Annotated in this window: 15 protein-coding genes; 7 read left to right on the forward strand and 8 right to left on the reverse strand. The window is 61.6% G+C overall.

Translation table 11 applies throughout. The features are described from left to right. Positions 1–13: 13 nt before the first annotated feature. Positions 14–445: an NINE protein gene (locus KGB14_RS07465; RefSeq protein WP_223485306.1), complete on the forward strand. Its 432-nt coding sequence runs from the start codon at positions 14–16 to the stop codon at positions 443–445. Positions 446–555: 110 nt separating this feature from the next. On the opposite strand, the gene KGB14_RS07470 is transcribed toward KGB14_RS07465, so the two are convergent. From KGB14_RS07470 to gshB, 7 genes are all read right to left on the reverse strand, one after another. Then, the gene (locus tag KGB14_RS07470; protein ID WP_223485308.1) at positions 556–1827 is read right to left on the reverse strand and encodes a dihydroorotase; all 1272 of its coding nucleotides are present in this window, start codon (positions 1825–1827) and stop codon (positions 556–558) included. After that, positions 1824–2828 carry an aspartate carbamoyltransferase catalytic subunit gene (locus KGB14_RS07475; protein ID WP_007897943.1) on the reverse strand — a complete coding sequence of 335 codons (1005 nt, stop codon included), beginning with the start codon at positions 2826–2828 and terminating at the stop codon, positions 1824–1826. Before KGB14_RS07475 ends, KGB14_RS07470 begins: the two co-directional genes overlap by 4 nt. A gap of 27 nt (positions 2829–2855) precedes the next feature. Next, the gene (pyrR, locus tag KGB14_RS07480; protein ID WP_007897945.1) at positions 2856–3359 is read right to left on the reverse strand and encodes a bifunctional pyr operon transcriptional regulator/uracil phosphoribosyltransferase PyrR; all 504 of its coding nucleotides are present in this window, start codon (positions 3357–3359) and stop codon (positions 2856–2858) included. A gap of 99 nt (positions 3360–3458) precedes the next feature. Next, entirely contained in the window at positions 3459–3896 is a 438-nt protein-coding gene (gene ruvX / locus KGB14_RS07485; protein WP_007897947.1) for a Holliday junction resolvase RuvX, read from the reverse strand. Beyond that, positions 3896–4468: a YqgE/AlgH family protein gene (locus KGB14_RS07490; protein WP_223485310.1), complete on the reverse strand. Its 573-nt coding sequence runs from the start codon at positions 4466–4468 to the stop codon at positions 3896–3898. The genes ruvX and KGB14_RS07490 overlap by 1 nt, the downstream gene beginning before the upstream one ends. Before the next feature lie 179 nt (positions 4469–4647). Beyond that, positions 4648–5547: an energy transducer TonB gene (locus KGB14_RS07495; RefSeq protein ID WP_223485312.1), complete on the reverse strand. Its 900-nt coding sequence runs from the start codon at positions 5545–5547 to the stop codon at positions 4648–4650. A 77-nt stretch (positions 5548–5624) separates the two neighbouring features. Continuing rightward, positions 5625–6578, reverse strand: a complete 954-nt coding sequence (gene gshB, locus KGB14_RS07500; RefSeq protein ID WP_223485314.1) for a glutathione synthase — start codon at positions 6576–6578, stop codon at positions 5625–5627. Between the two features lie 233 nt (positions 6579–6811). Here gshB and pilG point away from each other — a divergent pair, with 233 nt between their 5' ends. The 6 genes from pilG to KGB14_RS07530 all read left to right on the forward strand — a co-directional run bounded on the left by pilG (position 6812) and on the right by KGB14_RS07530 (position 16800). Continuing rightward, positions 6812–7216, forward strand: a complete 405-nt coding sequence (pilG, locus tag KGB14_RS07505; RefSeq protein ID WP_008068133.1) for a twitching motility response regulator PilG — start codon at positions 6812–6814, stop codon at positions 7214–7216. Positions 7217–7273: 57 nt separating this feature from the next. After that, positions 7274–7639: a twitching motility response regulator PilH gene (gene pilH / locus KGB14_RS07510; protein WP_007897961.1), complete on the forward strand. Its 366-nt coding sequence runs from the start codon at positions 7274–7276 to the stop codon at positions 7637–7639. A 10-nt stretch (positions 7640–7649) separates the two neighbouring features. Then, entirely contained in the window at positions 7650–8204 is a 555-nt protein-coding gene (locus KGB14_RS07515) for a chemotaxis protein CheW (protein WP_223485317.1), read from the forward strand. A gap of 146 nt (positions 8205–8350) precedes the next feature. Then, positions 8351–10399: a methyl-accepting chemotaxis protein gene (locus tag KGB14_RS07520; protein ID WP_223485319.1), complete on the forward strand. Its 2049-nt coding sequence runs from the start codon at positions 8351–8353 to the stop codon at positions 10397–10399. A 49-nt stretch (positions 10400–10448) separates the two neighbouring features. Then, the gene (locus KGB14_RS07525) at positions 10449–16352 is read left to right on the forward strand and encodes an Hpt domain-containing protein (RefSeq protein WP_223485321.1); all 5904 of its coding nucleotides are present in this window, start codon (positions 10449–10451) and stop codon (positions 16350–16352) included. Continuing rightward, positions 16345–16800 carry a chemotaxis protein CheW gene (locus KGB14_RS07530; RefSeq protein ID WP_223485323.1) on the forward strand — a complete coding sequence of 152 codons (456 nt, stop codon included), beginning with the start codon at positions 16345–16347 and terminating at the stop codon, positions 16798–16800. The genes KGB14_RS07525 and KGB14_RS07530 overlap by 8 nt, the downstream gene beginning before the upstream one ends. A 115-nt stretch (positions 16801–16915) precedes the next feature. Here the strand turns inward: KGB14_RS07530 and KGB14_RS07535 are convergent, their stop codons facing one another. Beyond that, complete coding sequence (locus KGB14_RS07535; protein ID WP_223485325.1) at positions 16916–17293, reverse strand: DUF6124 family protein; 378 nt, start codon at positions 17291–17293, stop codon at positions 16916–16918. Between the last annotated feature and the right edge of the window lie 699 nt (positions 17294–17992).

Raw genomic sequence — 17992 nt, forward strand, 5'->3', positions numbered from 1 at the left:
ATCGAGGTCATCCATGAACACCTATCGACAACCCGTTTCACAACAAGATACCCACAGCAAAGTGATTGGTTACTTGCTGTGGATTTTCGGTTTTACCGGATCTCACCGCTTCTATTACGGCAAGCCGGTGACCGGGACGATCTGGTTTTTTACCTTCGGTTTGCTGGGTATTGGCTGGTTGATCGACGTGTTTCTGATCCCTGCGATGGATCGTGAAGCAGACCTGCGGTTTACCGCCGGACCTATCGAGTACAACGTTGCGTGGATTCTGCTGACGTTTCTGGGGGTATTCGGTGTGCACCGGATGTATCAGGGGAAGTGGATCAGCGGGTTGCTGTACCTGGTGACGGGCGGGTTGTTCTTTCTGGGGGTGTTGTATGACTTCTGGACGTTGAATGACCAGGTTTCTGTGCGCAATGCCCAGAATAGAGGCGCCTTTCAGTAAGTCATCGCGGGCAAGCCCGCTCCCACAGTGGATGTGTGTTGTCCGCAAATCTTGCGACCAACCGATAACCCTGTGGGAGCGGGCTTGCCCGCGATTGGAGTCGCGCGGTTTTAAGCCTGGTGACTGATCCGCCCATCCACCAGGGTATAACGCACCACGCCCGGCAGGCTGTGGCCAATGAACGGGCAGTTTTCGCCCTTGGACAGCCAGGTCTCACCGGCTACGGTCGAGGCCGCAGGGTCGAACAGCACGATATCTGCCGGCCCACCCACCGCCAGCTTGCCCGCCGGCAAGCGCAACGCTTCGGCAGGGCCGGCGCTCAAGCGTGCGAGCAGGGTCGGCAAGTCGAGCAGGCCGTCTTCCACCAATGTCATCGCCAGCGGCAACAGTAGTTCCACGCTGCTGATGCCAGGCTCGGTGGCGCCGAACGGTGCCAGTTTGGCGTCCCGCTCGTGGGGCTGGTGATGGCTGGAGATGGCGGACACCACCCCCGACTTCACCGCTGCCCGCAGGCCGTCGCGGTCAGCGCGGGTGCGCAGTGGCGGCTGGACGTGATAGAGGCTGCTGAAGTCGATCAGCGCTTCGTCGGTGAGGATCAGTTGATACAACGCCACATCCGCCGTGACCTTCAGGCCTCGGGCCTGGGCCTGGGCGATCAACGCCACACCGCGGGCGCTGGTGAGCTGGCTGAAGTGAGCACGCACGCCGCTTTGCTCGACCAGCAGCAGATCCCGGGCCAGGGCCACGGTTTCGGCGGTTTCCGGAATGCCTGGCAAACCGAGGAAACTGGCGGTCGGGCCTTCGTGAGCCAGGCCACCTTCGGCCAGATCATGATCCTGCGAGTTGAAAATCACGGTCAGGTCGAACGTCGCTGCGTATTCCAGCGCCCGGCACAGGGTGCGGGTGTTGCGGAAGCTCTCCAGACCGTTGCCGAAGGCCACGCAGCCGGCATCGCGCAGCGCAACGAGCTCTGCGAGCTGCTCGCCGTCCAGGCCTTTGCTCAGGGCGCCGATCGGGAAGACTTTGGTGTTGCCGGCTTCGCGGGCGCGGTCGAGGATCAGTTCGGCCACGGCCGAGGTGTCCAGCACCGGTCTGGTTTTCGGTGGGCAGCACAGGCTGGTGACGCCACCGGCAGCGGCGGCGCGGGTTTCGCTGGCGATCGAGCCTTTGCGGCTGTAGCCCGGCTCGCGCAGGGCGACGTTCAGGTCAACCAGGCCAGGGGCGGCCACCAGGCCTTGGGCGTCGAGGGTGTCGACGGCAACGAAGCCGGCCGGCGCAGCGCCCAGGGCGATGATCTTGCAGGCTTCAACGTGGATATCAGTCACTTGATCCAGGCCGCTGGTCGGATCGATAACGCGTGCGCCGAGAATGCTGAGCTTCACTGGGCGTTCTCCTGCTCGAATTGGCGCTGGGCAGTTTGCCCGCTCATGGCCATGGACAGCACAGCCATACGAATCGCGATGCCGTAGGTCACCTGGTTGAGGATCACCGAGTGCGGACCGTCGGCCACCGCCGACTCAATTTCCACCCCACGGTTGATCGGCCCCGGGTGCATGACGATGCAATCCGGTTTGGCCCCGGCCAGGCGCGCGGTGGTCAGGCCGAACAGGCGGTAGAACTCGCCTTCGCTCGGCAACAGGCCGCCGGTCATGCGTTCACGCTGCAGGCGCAGCATGATCACCACGTCGACGTCTTTCAGGCCTTCGGTCATGTCGGTGTAGACCTTCACACCGTACTGCTCGATGCCGATCGGCAGCAGGGTTTTCGGCGCGATCACACGAATGTCCGGGCAGCCGAGGGTTTTCAGGGCCAGCATGTTCGAGCGCGCCACCCGCGAGTGCAGGATGTCGCCGACGATGGCCACCGAGAGGTTTTCGAAGCCGCCCTTGTGCCGACGAATAGTGAGCATGTCGAGCATGCCCTGGGTCGGGTGGGCGTGACGGCCGTCACCGCCGTTGATGATCGCCACTTGCGGGCAGACATGCTCGGCAATGAAGTGCGCCGCCCCGGAGTCACCGTGACGCACGACGAACATGTCGGCGGCCATGGCTTCCAGATTGCGCAGGGTGTCGAGCAGGGTTTCGCCCTTGCTTGCCGACGACGTGGACACGTTCAGGGTGATCACGTCTGCCGACAGCCGCTGAGCCGCCAGTTCGAAGGTGGTGCGGGTGCGGGTGGAGTTCTCGAAGAACACGTTGCACACGGTCTTGCCGCGCAGCAACGGGACCTTCTTCACCGCCCGGGCGCCGACTTCGAGAAACGAGTCGGCGGTGTCGAGGATTTCCGTCAGCAGCTCACGGCGCAAACCGTCGAGCGAGAGGAAGTGGCGCAGCTGGCCCTGATCATTGAGCTGCAGCGGGCGCTTGGTTTCTAGAGGCGTCATCGCGAGGGGGACTCTCAATAGGGCGAATTAAAGGGCGAGGTCTTGAAGTTCGAGCTTGAGTTCCGGGCCGGACAACTTCACGCGCTCATGGGCTGCCAGCGACAGCGTCGCGCCAACCACGTTCGGGCGGATCGGCAGCTCACCGGCGTCCAGGTCCAGCAGGCACACCAGCGTCACGCTGGCCGGGCGACCGTAGTCGAAGAGTTCGTTCATCGCGGCGCGGATGGTCCGGCCGCTCATCAGCACGTCGTCGATCAGCACCAGATGCTGGCCTTCGATCTCGAACGGCAGTGCCGAAGGGCGTACTTGCGGGTGCAGGCCATTCTGGCTGAAGTCGTCGCGGTAGAACGAAACATCCAGGGTGCCCAGGGGCGAATCGCTGCCCAGTTCATCGAGCAATGCCTGAGCGACCCAGACGCCACCGGTTCGAATGCCGATGTAACGCGGTTCGCTGATGCCACGGTTTTCCAGATAAGCCTTGAGACGGATCGCCATCTGGCTGATCAGTTCGGCGGGATTGGGCAGGCTCATGGTTTGCTCCTTCTTTGTCCCGAGCCGGATGCTGCTTGAGTGGTGGCTCGGGTTGTCGCTAAGGGAGACGCCGCAGCGGCTCTTCAGAATTGGGTGCGGTCAGGATTCAAACAGTGCGGTGTTCTCGTCGAGCCAGCCTTGCAACAGCAGGGCGGCGGCGATGGCATCGACCGGGTTGTCGCGGTAACTGCCTTTCTGGCCGCCCCGGACCAGGCGTTCGCCCTTGGCCTCGAAGGTGGTCAGGCGCTCGTCATGCGTATAGAAGGGCAGGTTGTAGCGGCCGTTCAGGCGTCGGGCGAACTTCTCGGCCCGCAGGCACATGTCGCTCGGCGTGCCATCCATGTTCAGCGGCAGGCCGACCACCACCGCGTCGGGTTTCCACTCTTTAATCAGGGCTTCGACCTGATTCCAGTCGGGAATGCCGTTTTGCGCCTTCAAGGTGCATAGCTCGCGGGCCTGGCCGGTAATCACCTGGCCGACCGCAACGCCGATCTGCTTGGTGCCGTAGTCGAAACCCAAAATCAGCCGCAGGGCCATCAGGCGTGCCCCGCCTGGCTGGTGAGCAGGCTGAGATTGACGCCCAGGTGTTTGGCCGCCGCTTCAAGGCGCAATTCACTGCTGGTGTTGAACAGGATGTCGGCATCGAACGGGCAAGTCAGCCAGGCGTTATCGGCCAGCTCGGCTTCCAATTGCCCGGCTTCCCAGCCGGCGTAGCCGAGGGTGATCAGGCTCTTCGCGGGGCCGACGCCATCGGCGATGGCGAACAGCACGTCCTGGGAGGTCGACAGGGACAACTCGCCTTCCAGATCAACGGTCGCCTGAAAAGATTGACCCGATGGGTGCAGGACAAAACCGCGATCGGTTTGCACCGGGCCGCCGATAAAGATCGGTACATGCTGACAGAGCACCGGCGGTTCGATATCGGGGCGCAATTGCTCGAGGATATCGGCCAGGTTCAGGTCCTGCGGACGGTTGACCACCAGCCCCATGGCACCATTGGCCGTGTGCTCGACGATGTAGGTCAAGGTGTGCGCAAAGTTCGGGTCGGCCATGTGAGGCATGGCGATCAGGAAGTGATGCTTGAGGTAGCTGGGGCTGACGTTCTTCATGAGCGCTAGTGTGGCGTTGGAGGGGCGAACTGACAAGCCGAGGATGTCGCAATTTGGCAGTCGGCACAGACCAAATGTGGGAGCGAGCCTGCTCGCGATGACGGCGGTACATTCAAAATCGAGGTGTCAGACAGACCGCCATCGCGAGCAGGCTCGCTCCCACAGAGATTTATGGGGTGTCAGTTGCTGAACAACTGGTCCCCACGCGCAAACTTCCAGGTGCGGATGATTTCCAGGCGGTCGATGTCTGACAGGTCCCCGGTAAATGGTGCAAACGGCGCGGCCAGCCGCACGATGCGCTGGGCGGCCTGGTCCAGCAGCGGCTGGCCGGACGATTCGAGCACCAGCACTTCATACAGCGAGCCGTCGCGGTTGATCGAGACCATCAGTCGCAAATTACCGTAAATCTGTTTGCGCCGAGCCTCGTCGGGGTAGTTGAGGTTGCCGATGCGCTCGACCTTCTTGCGCCATTCATCTTTGTACCAGGCGCCTTTGTCGCGCATGGTCGACGCGGCGCTCAGACGGTGGATGCGCGGGCGCTTGGCGTACAGCTGTTGTTCGTTGGCCAGCTCCGCTTCCAGGCTGGCGATGTCGCTGGACAGCTGCGAGCTGTCGAACGTCGGTGCCGCCACTTCGGGTTTGGTTTGGGGCTTGGGTTCTTCCGTCTTGGTTGCGGCTTTTTTCGGCTTCGGCGCGACGGTGGTCACAGACGCCTTGGGCGCGGCTTCCTGCACTTGAGGCTTGGACGCCGGCGGTGGGGTGACTTTCTGCACCTTGTTGTCCTGGAATGGCGCGACCTCGGTGGTCTTGGGAATCGCCTTTTTCTCCAGGGTGCCGCTGCCTTCCTGATTTTCCTGGGCGAGAAAGTCAGCTTTCGCAGGCTTCTTCTCGCTTTTGAACGTGGCGAGGGTGATTTCCAGGGTTTTGCTGATTTGCTGGGGTTCGACCATGGAGAACCCGACGCCCAACAGCAAGGCCAGGTGAATCAGCGCCGCGAGAAACAGGGTAAAACCGAGGCGATCAGCCGGACGCACGCCACGGTGGGCGAGTTCAGGGGGCAGATCGGACGGGAGTGTCATAACAAGAAAACCAACATCGCGTTTTTTACAGGCCGGGGATGATAACGCAATGTTGGAAGTTTCTTGGCTGTTCTCGATCAACGAGTCTTGAGCTTCTGATCGATGGCATCCATCAAAAGGCCACCAATGTCGGTGCCGAACGCGTTATCGATCTCGCGAATGCAGGTCGGGCTGGTGACGTTGATTTCGGTCAGATGCTCACCGATCACATCCAGGCCGACGAACAGCAAACCCTTCTCCCGCAGGGTGGGGCCGACTTGCGCGGCGATCCAGCGATCTTTCTCGGTCAGCGGTCGGGCTTCGCCACGGCCACCGGCGGCGAGGTTGCCACGGGTTTCACCGAGCGCGGGAATCCGGGCCAGGCAGTAATCCACCGGTTCGCCATCGATCATCAGGATGCGCTTGTCGCCATCAACGATCGCCGGCAGGTAGCCCTGGATCATGATCTGCTGGCGGCCATGCAAGGTCAGGGTTTCGAGGATCACCGACAGGTTCGGGTGGCCAGCGGTGTGACGGAAGATCGACGAGCCGCCCATGCCGTCCAGCGGCTTGAGGATCACGTCGCCGTGATGGTCGGCGAATTCACGCAAGACGTCCGGGCGACGGCTGACGATGGTCGGCGGTGTGCACTGCGGGAACAGCGTTGCGAACAGCTTTTCGTTGCAGTCACGCAGGCTTTGCGGCTTGTTGACCACCAGCACGCCGGCGCGTTCGGCCTGCTCCAGCAGGTAAGTGGAGTAGACGAACTCCATGTCGAACGGCGGATCCTTGCGCATCAGGATCACGTCCAGATCGCTCAGCAACGCGTCGCTTTCGGCGCCCAGTTCAAACCATTTTTCCGGGTTGGCGAACACCTTCAGCGGACGCATCCGCCCGCGAGCCTCGCCTTCGGCCTGATACAAATCACGCTGTTCCATATAGAACAGTTCCCAGCCACGCTTTTGCGCGGCCAGCAGCATGGCCAGCGAGCTATCCTTTTTATAGGAAATGCTGGCGATAGGGTCCATGACAATCCCGACGCGAACGCTCATGGGGTTTTCCTCGAAATTGGGGTGGAAAGTGTTGTGAAAAAGTGGCGTCAGAGTGGCGCTGAGTGTGTTCCCGGTCAAGGAAAAACCACCGCCAGGGTCGCCCGATAGATTGGATGGGGAGACTGTGCTAAAAAGACTGCCATGTCGGGTGAACCCTTGAGTATCAAGGGTTTCGAGCCGCCGATGAGCGGCAGACGGACAAATTGATTCACAAAGGCGACGGTAGAGCCACTATGGAACAGCATTCCAGCGCCTTGAAGGTCATGGTGATCGATGATTCGAAAACGATTCGTCGCACCGCCGAAACGCTGTTGAAAAACGTGGGCTGTGAAGTCATCACCGCAATCGATGGTTTCGATGCCCTGGCCAAGATTGCCGACAATCACCCCGGCATCATCTTTGTCGACATCATGATGCCGCGTCTGGATGGTTATCAGACCTGCGCTTTAATCAAGAACAACAGTGCGTTCAAGTCCACGCCAGTGATTATGCTGTCGTCCAAGGACGGGTTGTTCGACAAGGCCAAGGGGCGGATCGTCGGTTCCGACCAGTTTTTGACCAAGCCTTTTAGCAAGGAAGAACTGCTGAACGCGATTCAGGCTCATGTACCGGGCTTTACCGCCGTTTCGCCGCAGTAGGACACGCACAGTGACGCTCGGCCATGGGGCCCGGTGTCGACAAGAATGGGGAAAACCATGGCACGTATTCTGATCGTCGATGACTCGCCGACTGAAATGTACAAACTGACCGGCATGCTCGAAAAGCACGGTCATGAGGTGTTGAAAGCCGAAAACGGCGCCGACGGCGTGGCCCTGGCCCGTCAGGAAAAACCCGACGCGGTGCTGATGGACATCGTCATGCCCGGCCTCAATGGTTTCCAGGCGACCCGTCAGCTGACCAAAGACCCGGAAACCGGGCACATCCCGGTGATCATCATCACCACCAAGGATCAGGAAACCGACAAAGTCTGGGGCACGCGCCAGGGCGCCAAGGACTACCTGACCAAACCGGTCGACGAAGACACCCTGATCAAGACCCTGAACAACGTGCTGGCCGGTTGATCGTCCGGTCATGACCGAGTCGCTGACAGCCTTCGAACTGCTCCTGCAGATTGACCAGCGCTGTCGTCTGCTGGCGGCGGACCTGCCGTCCCAGCCGACCCGACAGGACAGCTGGAGCGGCATCGGCTTTCGCTTGGGCGAGCATGGGTACGTCGCGCCCATGGGCGAAGTCAGCGAGGTCCTGCACGAACTGCGCGTTACGCAATTGCCGGGGGTCAAGCCCTGGATCAAGGGCGTGGCGAACCTGCGCGGGCGACTGCTGCCGATCATGGATTTGCATGGCTTTTTTTATGGTTATGAGCCCGGCCATGAACTACCTGCCTTGCGCAAGCAACGGCGGATATTGGTAGTGGAGCACAAAGACGTGTTTGCAGGGTTGATGGTCGATGAGGTCTTCGGCTTGCAGCACTTTGCCCAGGACAGTCTGGAGCCGGTGCCGGCCGATGACTTGCAAGGGCCGATGTCGGCGTTCGTCAAAGGCCGGTTTCAGCGTGAGCAGAAGTGGCAGGTGTTCAGCCCGTTTGCGTTGGCGCAGTCGCAAGGATTCATGAACGTGGCGCAGTAACGGCGGCGACGCCCATCCTGTAGGAGCGAGGCTTGCCCGCGAAGAACGAAAACGCGGTGTTTCTGTAAGACCGCAGCGCCTGCTTCGCGGGCAAGCCTCGCTCCTACAAGGGCATAGAGTGAATTGGGCAGGACAGGCGAGGACCGATGATAAAAGCAAAAACAGGCAATCCAGAAGGGTCGCGCAGCCGGTCGCAGATCATCGTGCTGTTCATCGCGCTGATTGTCTTCATCATGCTGCTGTTCGCCAACTTCGCTTACCTCAACACCCAGGCGACGTACGACAAACAGTACATCGGCCACGCCGGTGAGCTGCGCGTGCTGTCCCAGCGCATTGCCAAGAACGCCACCGAAGCCGCCGCCGGCAAGGCCGCGGCGTTCAAGTTGCTCAGCGATGCACGCAACGACTTCGCCCAGCGTTGGGGCTATCTGAAGAAAGGCGATCCTTCCACGGGTTTGCCGCCGGCACCGTCGGTAGTGCGCCCGGAGATGCGCGCCGTGCAGCTGGATTGGGAGCGGCTGCTGAAAAACACCGACGCCATCCTCTCCAGCGAACAGACCGTGCTGTCCTTGCATCAAGTCGCCGCAACGCTGGCCGAAACCGTGCCGCAGTTGCAGGTCGAATATGAAAAGGTCGTCGAAACCCTCCTGCAACGTGGCGCCCCGGCCGCTCAGGTGGCGATGGCTCAGCGTCAGTCGCTGTTGGCCGAGCGGATTCTCGGCGCGGTAAACACCGTACTGTCCGGCGACGAAAACTCGCAGCAGGCGGCCGACGCCTTCGGTCGCGACGCGGCGCGTTTCGGCCAGGTGCTCAACGGCATGCTTCAGGGCAATGCGGCGCTGAAAATCAGCCAGGTCGAAGACCGCGATGCGCGCGCCCGGTTGACCGAAATTTCCGAACTGTTTGAATTCGTGTCGGGTTCGGTGGATGAAATCCTCGAAACGTCGCCGCAGCTGCTCAAGGTCCGCGAATCGGCCACCAATATATTTACCCTGTCGCAAACCCTGCTCGATGAAGCCTCGCACCTGGCCACCCGTTTCGAAAACCTCGCCGGCGGGCGCAACACCGATACCATCGGCGGCTACGTGCTGGGCTTGCTCGCACTGACGTCGATCATCCTCATCGGCCTGGTGATGGTGCGCGAAACCAACCGTCAGTTGCGCGAAACCGCCGAGAAGAACGAGCGCAACCAGAACGCGATCATGCGTTTGCTGGACGAAATCGAAGACCTCGCCGACGGCGACCTGACCGTGACCGCCTCGGTGACCGAAGACTTCACCGGGACCATCGCCGACTCGATCAACTATTCCGTCGACCAACTGCGCGATCTGGTGGCGACCATCAACCTCACCGCCGGCCAGGTCGCTGCTGCCGTGCAGGAAACCCAGGCCACCGCGATGCACCTGGCCCAAGCCTCGGAGCATCAGGCCCAGCAGATTTCCGAAGCCTCCACGGCGATCAACGACATGGCCCAGTCCATCGATCAGGTCTCGGCCAACGCCGCCGAATCCTCGGCGGTGGCCGAACGTTCGGTGGAAATCGCCAACAAGGGCAACGAGGTGGTGCACAACACCATCCACGGCATGGACAATATTCGCGAACAGATTCAAGACACCGCCAAGCGAATCAAACGGCTGGGCGAGTCCTCTCAGGAAATCGGCGACATTGTCAGCTTGATCGATGACATTGCCGACCAGACCAACATCCTCGCGCTCAATGCGGCGATTCAGGCGTCCATGGCCGGGGACGCCGGGCGTGGTTTTGCGGTGGTGGCCGACGAAGTGCAGCGCTTGGCCGAACGTTCGTCCGCGGCGACCCGGCAGATCGAAACGCTGGTGCGGGCGATTCAGACCGACACCAACGAAGCGGTGATTTCCATGGAGCAGACCACCACCGAAGTGGTGCGCGGCGCGCGTCTGGCGCAGGATGCCGGGGTGGCCCTGGAAGAAATCGAAGGTGTATCGAAGACCCTCGCGGCACTGATCCAGAGTATTTCCAATGCTGCGCAGCAACAGACGTCTTCGGCCGGCCAGATTTCCCTGACGATGAACGTGATCCAGCAGATCACCACGCAGACTTCGTCCGGCTCCACCGCCACCGCCGAGAGCATTGGCAACCTGGCGAAAATGGCCAGCCAGTTGCGGCGTTCGGTGTCCGGGTTCACCTTGCCGGCCAAGCCTGCGGACAACGCTTGACCGCCCCCCGGGCGGATGCATCTTGATTGGAGTGGGGATCGGAGTGGTTATGGGTGATCGGCACGACTATGTGGCCCTCGAATGGGTCAAAGGCGAGATTGCCGAAACGCTGAAGCAGGCTCATCAGGCGATCGAAACCCTGATCGACGACCCGCAGGCGACGCATGCGCTGAGTGAGTGTCTGGCCTGTGTCCATCAGGTTCACGGCAGTTTGCAGATGGTCGAGTTCTACGGCGCGGCACTGCTCGCCGAAGAGATCGAGCAACTGACCATCGCCTTGCAGCAGAACCGCGTCAGCCATCGCGACGAGGCGGTCCATCTGTTGCTGCAAGCCGTGGGGCAATTGCCGACTTACCTCGACCGGGTGCAAGGCGCCCGCCGTGATTTGCCGCTGGTGGTGTTGCCGCTGATCAACGATTTGCGCAGCGCCCGTGGCGAAAAGCTGCTGTCGGAAACCAGTCTGTTCAGCCCGCAACTGCCAGAGCTGCCGCCCCTGAGCGAAGATGCCCTGGCGCTGCTGGAACCGCCCGACTTGCCGAATGTGCTGCGCAAATTGCGGCAGATGTTGCAGATGGCGCTGGTCGGCTTGCTGCGTGAGCAGGATGACGACACTCACGTTGCTTACCTGGCCAGGGTTTTTTCGCGTCTCGAAGGACTATGCGCCAATGCGCCCCTGAGCCCGTTGTGGCAAGTCGCGTCGGCACTGGTCGAAGGCATGCGCAACGGCTCGATCGCCAACAGCCCGGCGTTGCGCAGCCTGTTCAAGGACGCCGACAAAGAGCTCAAGCGTTTGCTCGAACAAGGCATGCCTGGCATCAATCAACCGGCGCCGCCAGAGCTGCTCAAGAGTTTGTTGTTCTATATTGCCAAGGCCGAACACCCCACCGGGCAGATGCTGACCATGAAAGATCGCTACTCACTTGACGATGCGCTACCCACCAGCGCGATGGTCGATGAAGAAAGGGCACGGCTGGCCGGCCCTGACCGCGACGCCATGCGTTCGGTATTGGCGGCGCTGTGCGAAGAGCTGGTGCGGGTCAAGGAGCGCCTGGACTTGTTCGTGCGCAGCGACCGTCAGCACACCTCGGACCTCGAAAGCTTGCTGGCACCCCTGCGGCAAATCGCCGACACCCTGGCGGTGCTCGGGTTCGGCCAGCCACGCAAGGTCATCATCGATCAATTGGCGGTGGTGCTGAGCCTCGCCCAGGGCCAGCGCGAACCCAACGACGCGATTCTCATGGACGTCGCCGGGGCTTTGCTCTACGTCGAGGCGACCCTGGCCGGCATGGTCGGCACTGTGGAGCCGCAAAGCCAGGAAGACAGCCGTCTGCCGACCACCGACCTGACGCAGATCCACCAGATCGTGATCAAGGAAGCGCGCATCTGTCTGCAACAGGCCAAGGACATGATCGTCGACTACATCGACGCCGACTGGGACCGCCAGCATTTGCAACCCTTGCCGGCGTTGCTGACCCAAGTGCGCGGAGCGCTGGCAATGATTCCGTTGGCCCGCGCGGCGAGTCTGGTCGAGGCCTGCAACAGCTTCATCCGCGAGCATCTGCTGGTGGACCCGGACCAGCCCGGTTGGCAGCAACTGGACAGCCTGGCCGACGTCATCACCAGCATCGAGTATTACCTGGAGCGCCTCGGCGACGACCCTGAAGCGCCCGGGGAACAACTGCTCGATGTCGCGGAAAAAGGCCTGGTTTCACTCGGTTTCTTTCCCAGTGAACAGCTCGTGCCGACGCTTGAGGATGTGCTCAGCCCCAGTGAAGCGTTGGTCATGCAAGACATGCAGGAGCTGGACGACCCCGAGATCGTCCAGTCATTGGCCGGTGTGCTGGCCAGCCCCGTGTCGTCTGTCAACCCGCCGGCGCTGGCAACGCCGGGTAGCCTGCTACCGCCGCCCGTCGGTGAAGAACCGGTGGACGATGAGCTGCGGGAAGTCTTCCTCGAAGAGACCGATGAGGTTCTGGAAATTCTCCGGGAATACTTGCCGCGCTGGTCGGCCAATCCCGATAGCCCATCGGCCTTGAGTGAACTGCGCCGCGCCTTCCACACCCTCAAGGGCAGTGGCCGGATGGTCCGCGCGCTGGTGCTGGGCGAGCTGGCCTGGGCGGTGGAAAACCTGCTCAACCGCGTGCTCGATCACAGCATTGCACCTTCGCCTGCGGTGCAACACCTGGTGGGCGATGCGCTGAAGCTGCTGCCGGAACTGGTGGCCGAGTTCGCCGCCCATGCCCAGCGCCAGCGTAACGATGTCGACCAATTGGCCGCCCGTGCCCATACGCTCGCCAAGGGTGATAAGCCGGTGTCCGATGAGGACGCGCAGGATGTCGCGGCGCTCGATCCCCTGTTGCTGGAGATCTTCCGCAACGAAGCCGAGACCCATTTGAACAGCCTCAATCGCTTCCTCGATCAGGCCGCCGAGCATGTGCCGCTTCAGGCCAGCGACGAGTTGCAGCGAGCCTTGCACACCCTCAAGGGCAGCGCCTCGATGGCCGGCGTGCTGCCGATCGTCGAGCTGGCGGCGGCGCTGGATCAACTGGCCCGGGAGTACAAGGCGCACCGGATTGCCCTTGATCTGGACGAAGTCGAATTGCTGCTGGAAGCCGAAGGGCTGTTTCGTCTTGGGCTGCGCCAGCTCAAGAGCGACCCGCTGGCCGAAATTCCCGATGCCCGCTCGTTGATCGAGCGAACCCAGGCCGTGCTGGCCGAGCGTCTGCACAGCCTCTTGAACGCGCCCAATACGGGGCTGCGCATCAAGCGCGATCCGCAACTGATCAACAACTTTCTTGCCCAGGGCATGGACATCCTGCTGGACGCCGAAAGCCTGTTGCAGCGCTGGCAGCAACATCCCGGCGAGCGGCAGGAGCTCAGCGCGCTGCTGGACGAACTGACCACCCTCGGCGAAGGCGCACACCTGGCCGATCTGCATCCGGTGGATGAACTCTGTGAAGCCTTGCTCGATCTCTATGGCGCTGTGGAAGAAAGCAGCCTGGCGGTCAGCGACAGTTTTTTCCACGAGGCGCAAAGTGCCCACGAAGCGCTGATCAACATGCTCGACGAACTGGCCGCCGGCCAGGAAGTCACTGCGCAACCGCAGCGGGTGCGGGCCTTGCGCGGCCTGCTCGATGAGAGTCTCGACCCATCCTCCATGGGCCTGATTCGCAGTGACGGCAGCCGCGCCCTGAGCATTCGCGAGCTGGGCAGTGCCACGGCCGAGCTGGAACAGGCGGCAAGTCAGGTGGAGCTGGACGACGAAATCGTTTCGATCTTCCTTGAAGAAGCGGTGGATATTCTCGAAAGCGCCGGCCAGGCCTTGCAGCGCTGGTTGAGCGACCCGGATAACGCCGCGCCGCTGTTGTCCTTGCAGCGCGATTTGCACACCCTCAAGGGCGGTGCGCGGATGGCCGAAGTCGAACCGGTCGGCGACCTGGCCCATGAACTGGAAAGTCTTTACGAAGGCTTGGTGGACCGCCGTTACAGCTACAGCGAAGCGCTGGCGCAGTTGCTGCAACAGAGCCATGACCGACTGGCCATGCTCCTTGAACAGTTGCAGCACAACCGTCCGTTGGGCGATCCGGGCGAATTGATCGAGGCTATTCGTGAATTTCGTCAGGGCAATGCCGGCAGTGCCGAGGTGATCGAACCGGCGGCCAGCAATGACTCGGCGGCTCATGATCCCGAGCTTCTGGAGATCTTCCTCGAGGAAGGTTTCGACATCATCGAAAACTCCGGCGCGGCGCTGCTGCGCTGGCAGGCCGAGCCTTCGAATCGCCAGGAAGTGGAAACCCTGCTGCGCGACCTGCATACCCTCAAGGGCGGTGCGCGGATGGTGGAGATCGCCCCGATTGGCGACCTGGCCCACGAACTGGAATTCCTCTACGAAGGCTTGTCGGCTGGCGTGCTGCAACCCACCGCCGAGCTATTCTCGTTGTTGCAACGCAGCCATGACCGACTGGCGCAGATGCTCGACGCCGCCCGTGCCGGTCAACCATTGCCACCGGCCGATCGACTGATCGATGCGATCAAGAATTTCAGCCATCCGGCGGTGTCCGAAACTCCGGCACCGGTGGTGATGCCCGCCGCCCCCAAAGCGGAATCAGCCGCACCGCAAGCCGAAGGCGCCGACACGGTCAAGGTTTCGGCGGAGCTGCTTGACGATCTGGTCAATCTGGCCGGGGAAACCTCGATCTTTCGCGGCCGCATCGAACAACAGGTCAACGACGCACGGGTAGCCCTGAGCGAGATGGAAACCACCATCGAACGCATGCGCGACCAGTTGCGCCGCCTCGATACCGAAACCCAGGGGCGGATTCTCAGCCGTCAGCAAGTCGACGCCGAACGCCTGGGGTACGAAGAATTTGACCCGCTGGAGATGGACCGTCACTCGCAGCTGCAGCAGCTGTCGCGGGCGCTGTTCGAGTCTGCCTCCGACCTGCTCGACCTCAAGGAAACCCTCGAGCGGCGTAATCAGGACGCGGAAAACCTGCTGCAACAGCAAGGCCGCATCAACACCGAATTGCAGGAAGGCCTGATGCGTACGCGCATGGTGCCGTTCGAGCGGATGCTGCCACGTTTGAAGCGCATTGTTCGTCAGGTCGCCAGCGAACTGGGCAAGGACGTGGACTTCGTCGTCGGCAACGCCGAAGGCGAGATGGACCGCAACGTCCTCGAACGCATGGCCGCGCCGCTGGAACACATGCTGCGCAACGCCGTCGACCATGGGCTGGAATCGGCCGAGGTGCGTATCGCGGCTGGCAAACCGGCCCAAGGCAAGATCACCCTGGACTTGTCCCGAGAGGGTGGCGACATCATTTTCGACATCCGCGACGACGGTGCCGGTGTGCCGCTGGACGCCGTGCGGCGCAAGGCGATCAAGCGCGGTTTGCTCCACCCGGACAGCGACATCAGCGACCGCGACGTGCTGCAATTCATTCTGCAGCCGGGGTTCTCCACCGCCGAAAAAATCACTCAGATCTCCGGGCGTGGCGTGGGCATGGACGTGGTTCACGAAGAGGTCCGGCAGCTCGGCGGCAGCATGACCATCGACTCTGTGCCGGGGCAGGGCGTGCATTTCCGGATTCGCCTGCCGTTCACCGTGTCGGTCAACCGCGCGTTGATGGTGCAGTGCGGGGATGATCAATACGCGATCCCGCTGAACACCATCGACGGCATCGTTCGGGTGTTGCCCAACGAACTCGAAGGGCATTACCGCCTCGATCCGCCGACCTACGAATACGCCGGGCAACGTTATGAGTTGTGCTATCTCGGCGAGCTGCTGAAAACCAGCACCCGCCCGAAACTGCTGGGCCAGAGCCTGCCGTTGCCGGTATTGCTGGTGCAGTGCAACGAGCGACATGTCGCGGTGCAAGTGGATGCCATGGCGGGCACCCGGGAAATCGTGGTCAAAAGCCTCGGCCCGCAGTTCGCCGCGGTGCAGGGTTTGTCCGGCGCGACGATTCTGGGCGATGGCCGGGTGGTGCTGATTCTCGACTTGCTGGCGCCGATCCGCGCGATGCAAGCGCGGGTGCCGCAACGACCGGTGACGCAGGACGTAGAGCCTGAGTCGCAACGACCCTTGCTGGTGCTGGTGGTCGACGATTCGGTCACCGTGCGCAAGGTCACCAGCCGTCTGCTGGAACGCCACGGCATGAATGTGCTGACCGCCAAGGACGGGGTCGACGCCATGTTGCTGCTCGAAGAGCACATGCCCGACCTGATGCTGCTGGACATCGAAATGCCGCGCATGGACGGCTTCGAAGTGGCGACCCAGGTACGCGCCGACGAGCGTTTGCGGCATCTGCCGATCATCATGATCACCTCCCGTACCGGCCAAAAACACCGCGACCGCGCCATGGCCATCGGCGTCAACGACTACCTTGGCAAGCCGTATCAGGAATCGGTGCTGCTCGACAGCATCGCCCGGTGGAGCAAAACCCATGCATGAGCACCGCTCCAGCAATCTTACTGGCCTGCTGCTGCCCCTGGCCGACCGCAACCTGATCCTGCCCAACGTCGCCGTCGCCGAACTCATCGACTATCAGCCGGGAGCTTTCGATCTCGATACTCCGCCGTGGTACCTGGGGCGGGTGACGTGGCGAAACCGGCAGATTCCGTTGCTCAGTTTCGAATCGGCGTGTGGCAACAAAGTGGTGATCGGTGAGCGAGCGCGGATCGTCATCCTCAACGCCCTCGGCGGGCGGCCTGAGCTGAAGTTCATTGCGCTGCTGGTGCAGGGGATTCCGCGGTCTTACAAGCTCGACAGTCAGTTGAGTTATGTCGACGTGCCGTTGTGTGCGCTGGAGCAGGCGGCGGTACAGGTGGGGGAGCAAGTGGCGAAGGTGCCGGATTTGTTGGCGTTGGAGGAGTTGCTTGTGAGTGCTGGGTTGGTCTGACTGGCCCCTTCGCGGGCAAGCCTCGCTCCTACATTGGATCTGCGGCGTGCACAAAACCGTGTAGGAGCGAGGCTTGCCCGCGAAGGCTGTCTTCAACTTACCAAAAACCTCACTGTTAAACCCCGGCCCGAGCCTTCATCTGCAACGACTCATGATGATCCAGCACTCGCTCCACCAACAACTGCACGCCATCTGCCAAACGGCTGAGCGCCAAGGCGACAGAGCGGCGTGAGCCTTCCACATCGTCCGCCAGATCGGCAGCAATGGCGCTGATGGACAGCAGGTCTTCGGAGGCATTGGCCAGAAGGGCTTCGGTGTCGATATCGGGGGAGACAGTGAAGAGCTGGGACTTACGGCGTTTGGCCGGTTTTTCGTGGGGGGACGGGAAGTAATGGGAGAAGGCGCGGTCGGCGGCTTCCTTCATTTTTTCTGCATCGAGGGATGCATGGGAATCGGTCCCGGATTCTGGCGGGTTGGGAGTAGCTTTGAACATAGTGAATCTCCAGTAATGATTTTCAGCTGCTCCCTCGGTTCCAGCCGAAGGGGTGGCAGCTGTACGCGGGCTGGAACCCGAGGTGGAGAAAACCCGGCAGACCCGAAGGTCTCCCGCGCACAGCCGCCATAACGGAGTACACACATTAAAGGTGCGCAAGCATACGTCATGAGGGGCGCTTTTGCGCCTTCTACACCTCGGGATTCCAGGCCCGGTCGCTGAATTGGCAGCGACCCACAAACGATAAAGCTCAGCGCAAAACCCCACCAGTCAGCGGGTTCCGGCATTGCTGTAGGCAGCGACGCCAGACTGTGTAGCCTCACACCGTTTCTGCGGACAAACTTTTAAACACAAAACCTCAGGCTGTCGGAATTCCCTGTGGCGAGGGAGCTTGCTCCCGCTGGGTTGCGAAGCAGCCCCAAAGGTTGAAGATTCCCAAAAAGGGACCGATCGTTCCTGTTTTGGGACTTATCGGTTTGCTCTCTGCATGAGCGACGAAATGCTCCGTCATTGAAAACTGCGGGGATTGTTCGGGCCCCTCACAGGTATTGTGGGTGACTCAGAATTTGAGCACGACACGGACACTGTGGGAGCGGGCTTGCTCGCGAAGGCGTCGGCACGGGCAACGAATCCCGCCAACCATTACCCTGACCGTAACGATCCACCACTCTGCTTGATTGATGCCCCCACCCAACGCTC

It is taken from the genome of Pseudomonas sp. A-RE-19 (assembly GCF_019956555.1).
Lineage (GTDB): Bacteria > Pseudomonadota > Gammaproteobacteria > Pseudomonadales > Pseudomonadaceae > Aquipseudomonas.

What these genes read in the sequence shown, in the direction of transcription:
- KGB14_RS07465 (WP_223485306.1), top strand. Translation starts at nt 14, where the DNA reads ATGAACACCTATCGACAACCCGTTTCACAACAAGATACCCACAGCAAA.
- KGB14_RS07475 (WP_007897943.1), bottom strand. Translation starts at nt 2,828, where the DNA reads ATGACGCCTCTAGAAACCAAGCGCCCGCTGCAGCTCAATGATCAGGGC.
- pyrR (WP_007897945.1), bottom strand. Translation starts at nt 3,359, where the DNA reads ATGAGCCTGCCCAATCCCGCCGAACTGATCAGCCAGATGGCGATCCGT.
- ruvX (WP_007897947.1), bottom strand. Translation starts at nt 3,896, where the DNA reads ATGGCCCTGCGGCTGATTTTGGGTTTCGACTACGGCACCAAGCAGATC.
- KGB14_RS07490 (WP_223485310.1), bottom strand. Translation starts at nt 4,468, where the DNA reads ATGAAGAACGTCAGCCCCAGCTACCTCAAGCATCACTTCCTGATCGCC.
- KGB14_RS07495 (WP_223485312.1), bottom strand. Translation starts at nt 5,547, where the DNA reads ATGACACTCCCGTCCGATCTGCCCCCTGAACTCGCCCACCGTGGCGTG.
- gshB (WP_223485314.1), bottom strand. Translation starts at nt 6,578, where the DNA reads ATGAGCGTTCGCGTCGGGATTGTCATGGACCCTATCGCCAGCATTTCC.
- pilG (WP_008068133.1), top strand. Translation starts at nt 6,812, where the DNA reads ATGGAACAGCATTCCAGCGCCTTGAAGGTCATGGTGATCGATGATTCG.
- pilH (WP_007897961.1), top strand. Translation starts at nt 7,274, where the DNA reads ATGGCACGTATTCTGATCGTCGATGACTCGCCGACTGAAATGTACAAA.
- KGB14_RS07515 (WP_223485317.1), top strand. Translation starts at nt 7,650, where the DNA reads ATGACCGAGTCGCTGACAGCCTTCGAACTGCTCCTGCAGATTGACCAG.
- KGB14_RS07520 (WP_223485319.1), top strand. Translation starts at nt 8,351, where the DNA reads ATGATAAAAGCAAAAACAGGCAATCCAGAAGGGTCGCGCAGCCGGTCG.
- KGB14_RS07525 (WP_223485321.1), top strand. Translation starts at nt 10,449, where the DNA reads ATGGGTGATCGGCACGACTATGTGGCCCTCGAATGGGTCAAAGGCGAG.
- KGB14_RS07530 (WP_223485323.1), top strand. Translation starts at nt 16,345, where the DNA reads ATGCATGAGCACCGCTCCAGCAATCTTACTGGCCTGCTGCTGCCCCTG.
- KGB14_RS07535 (WP_223485325.1), bottom strand. Translation starts at nt 17,293, where the DNA reads ATGTTCAAAGCTACTCCCAACCCGCCAGAATCCGGGACCGATTCCCAT.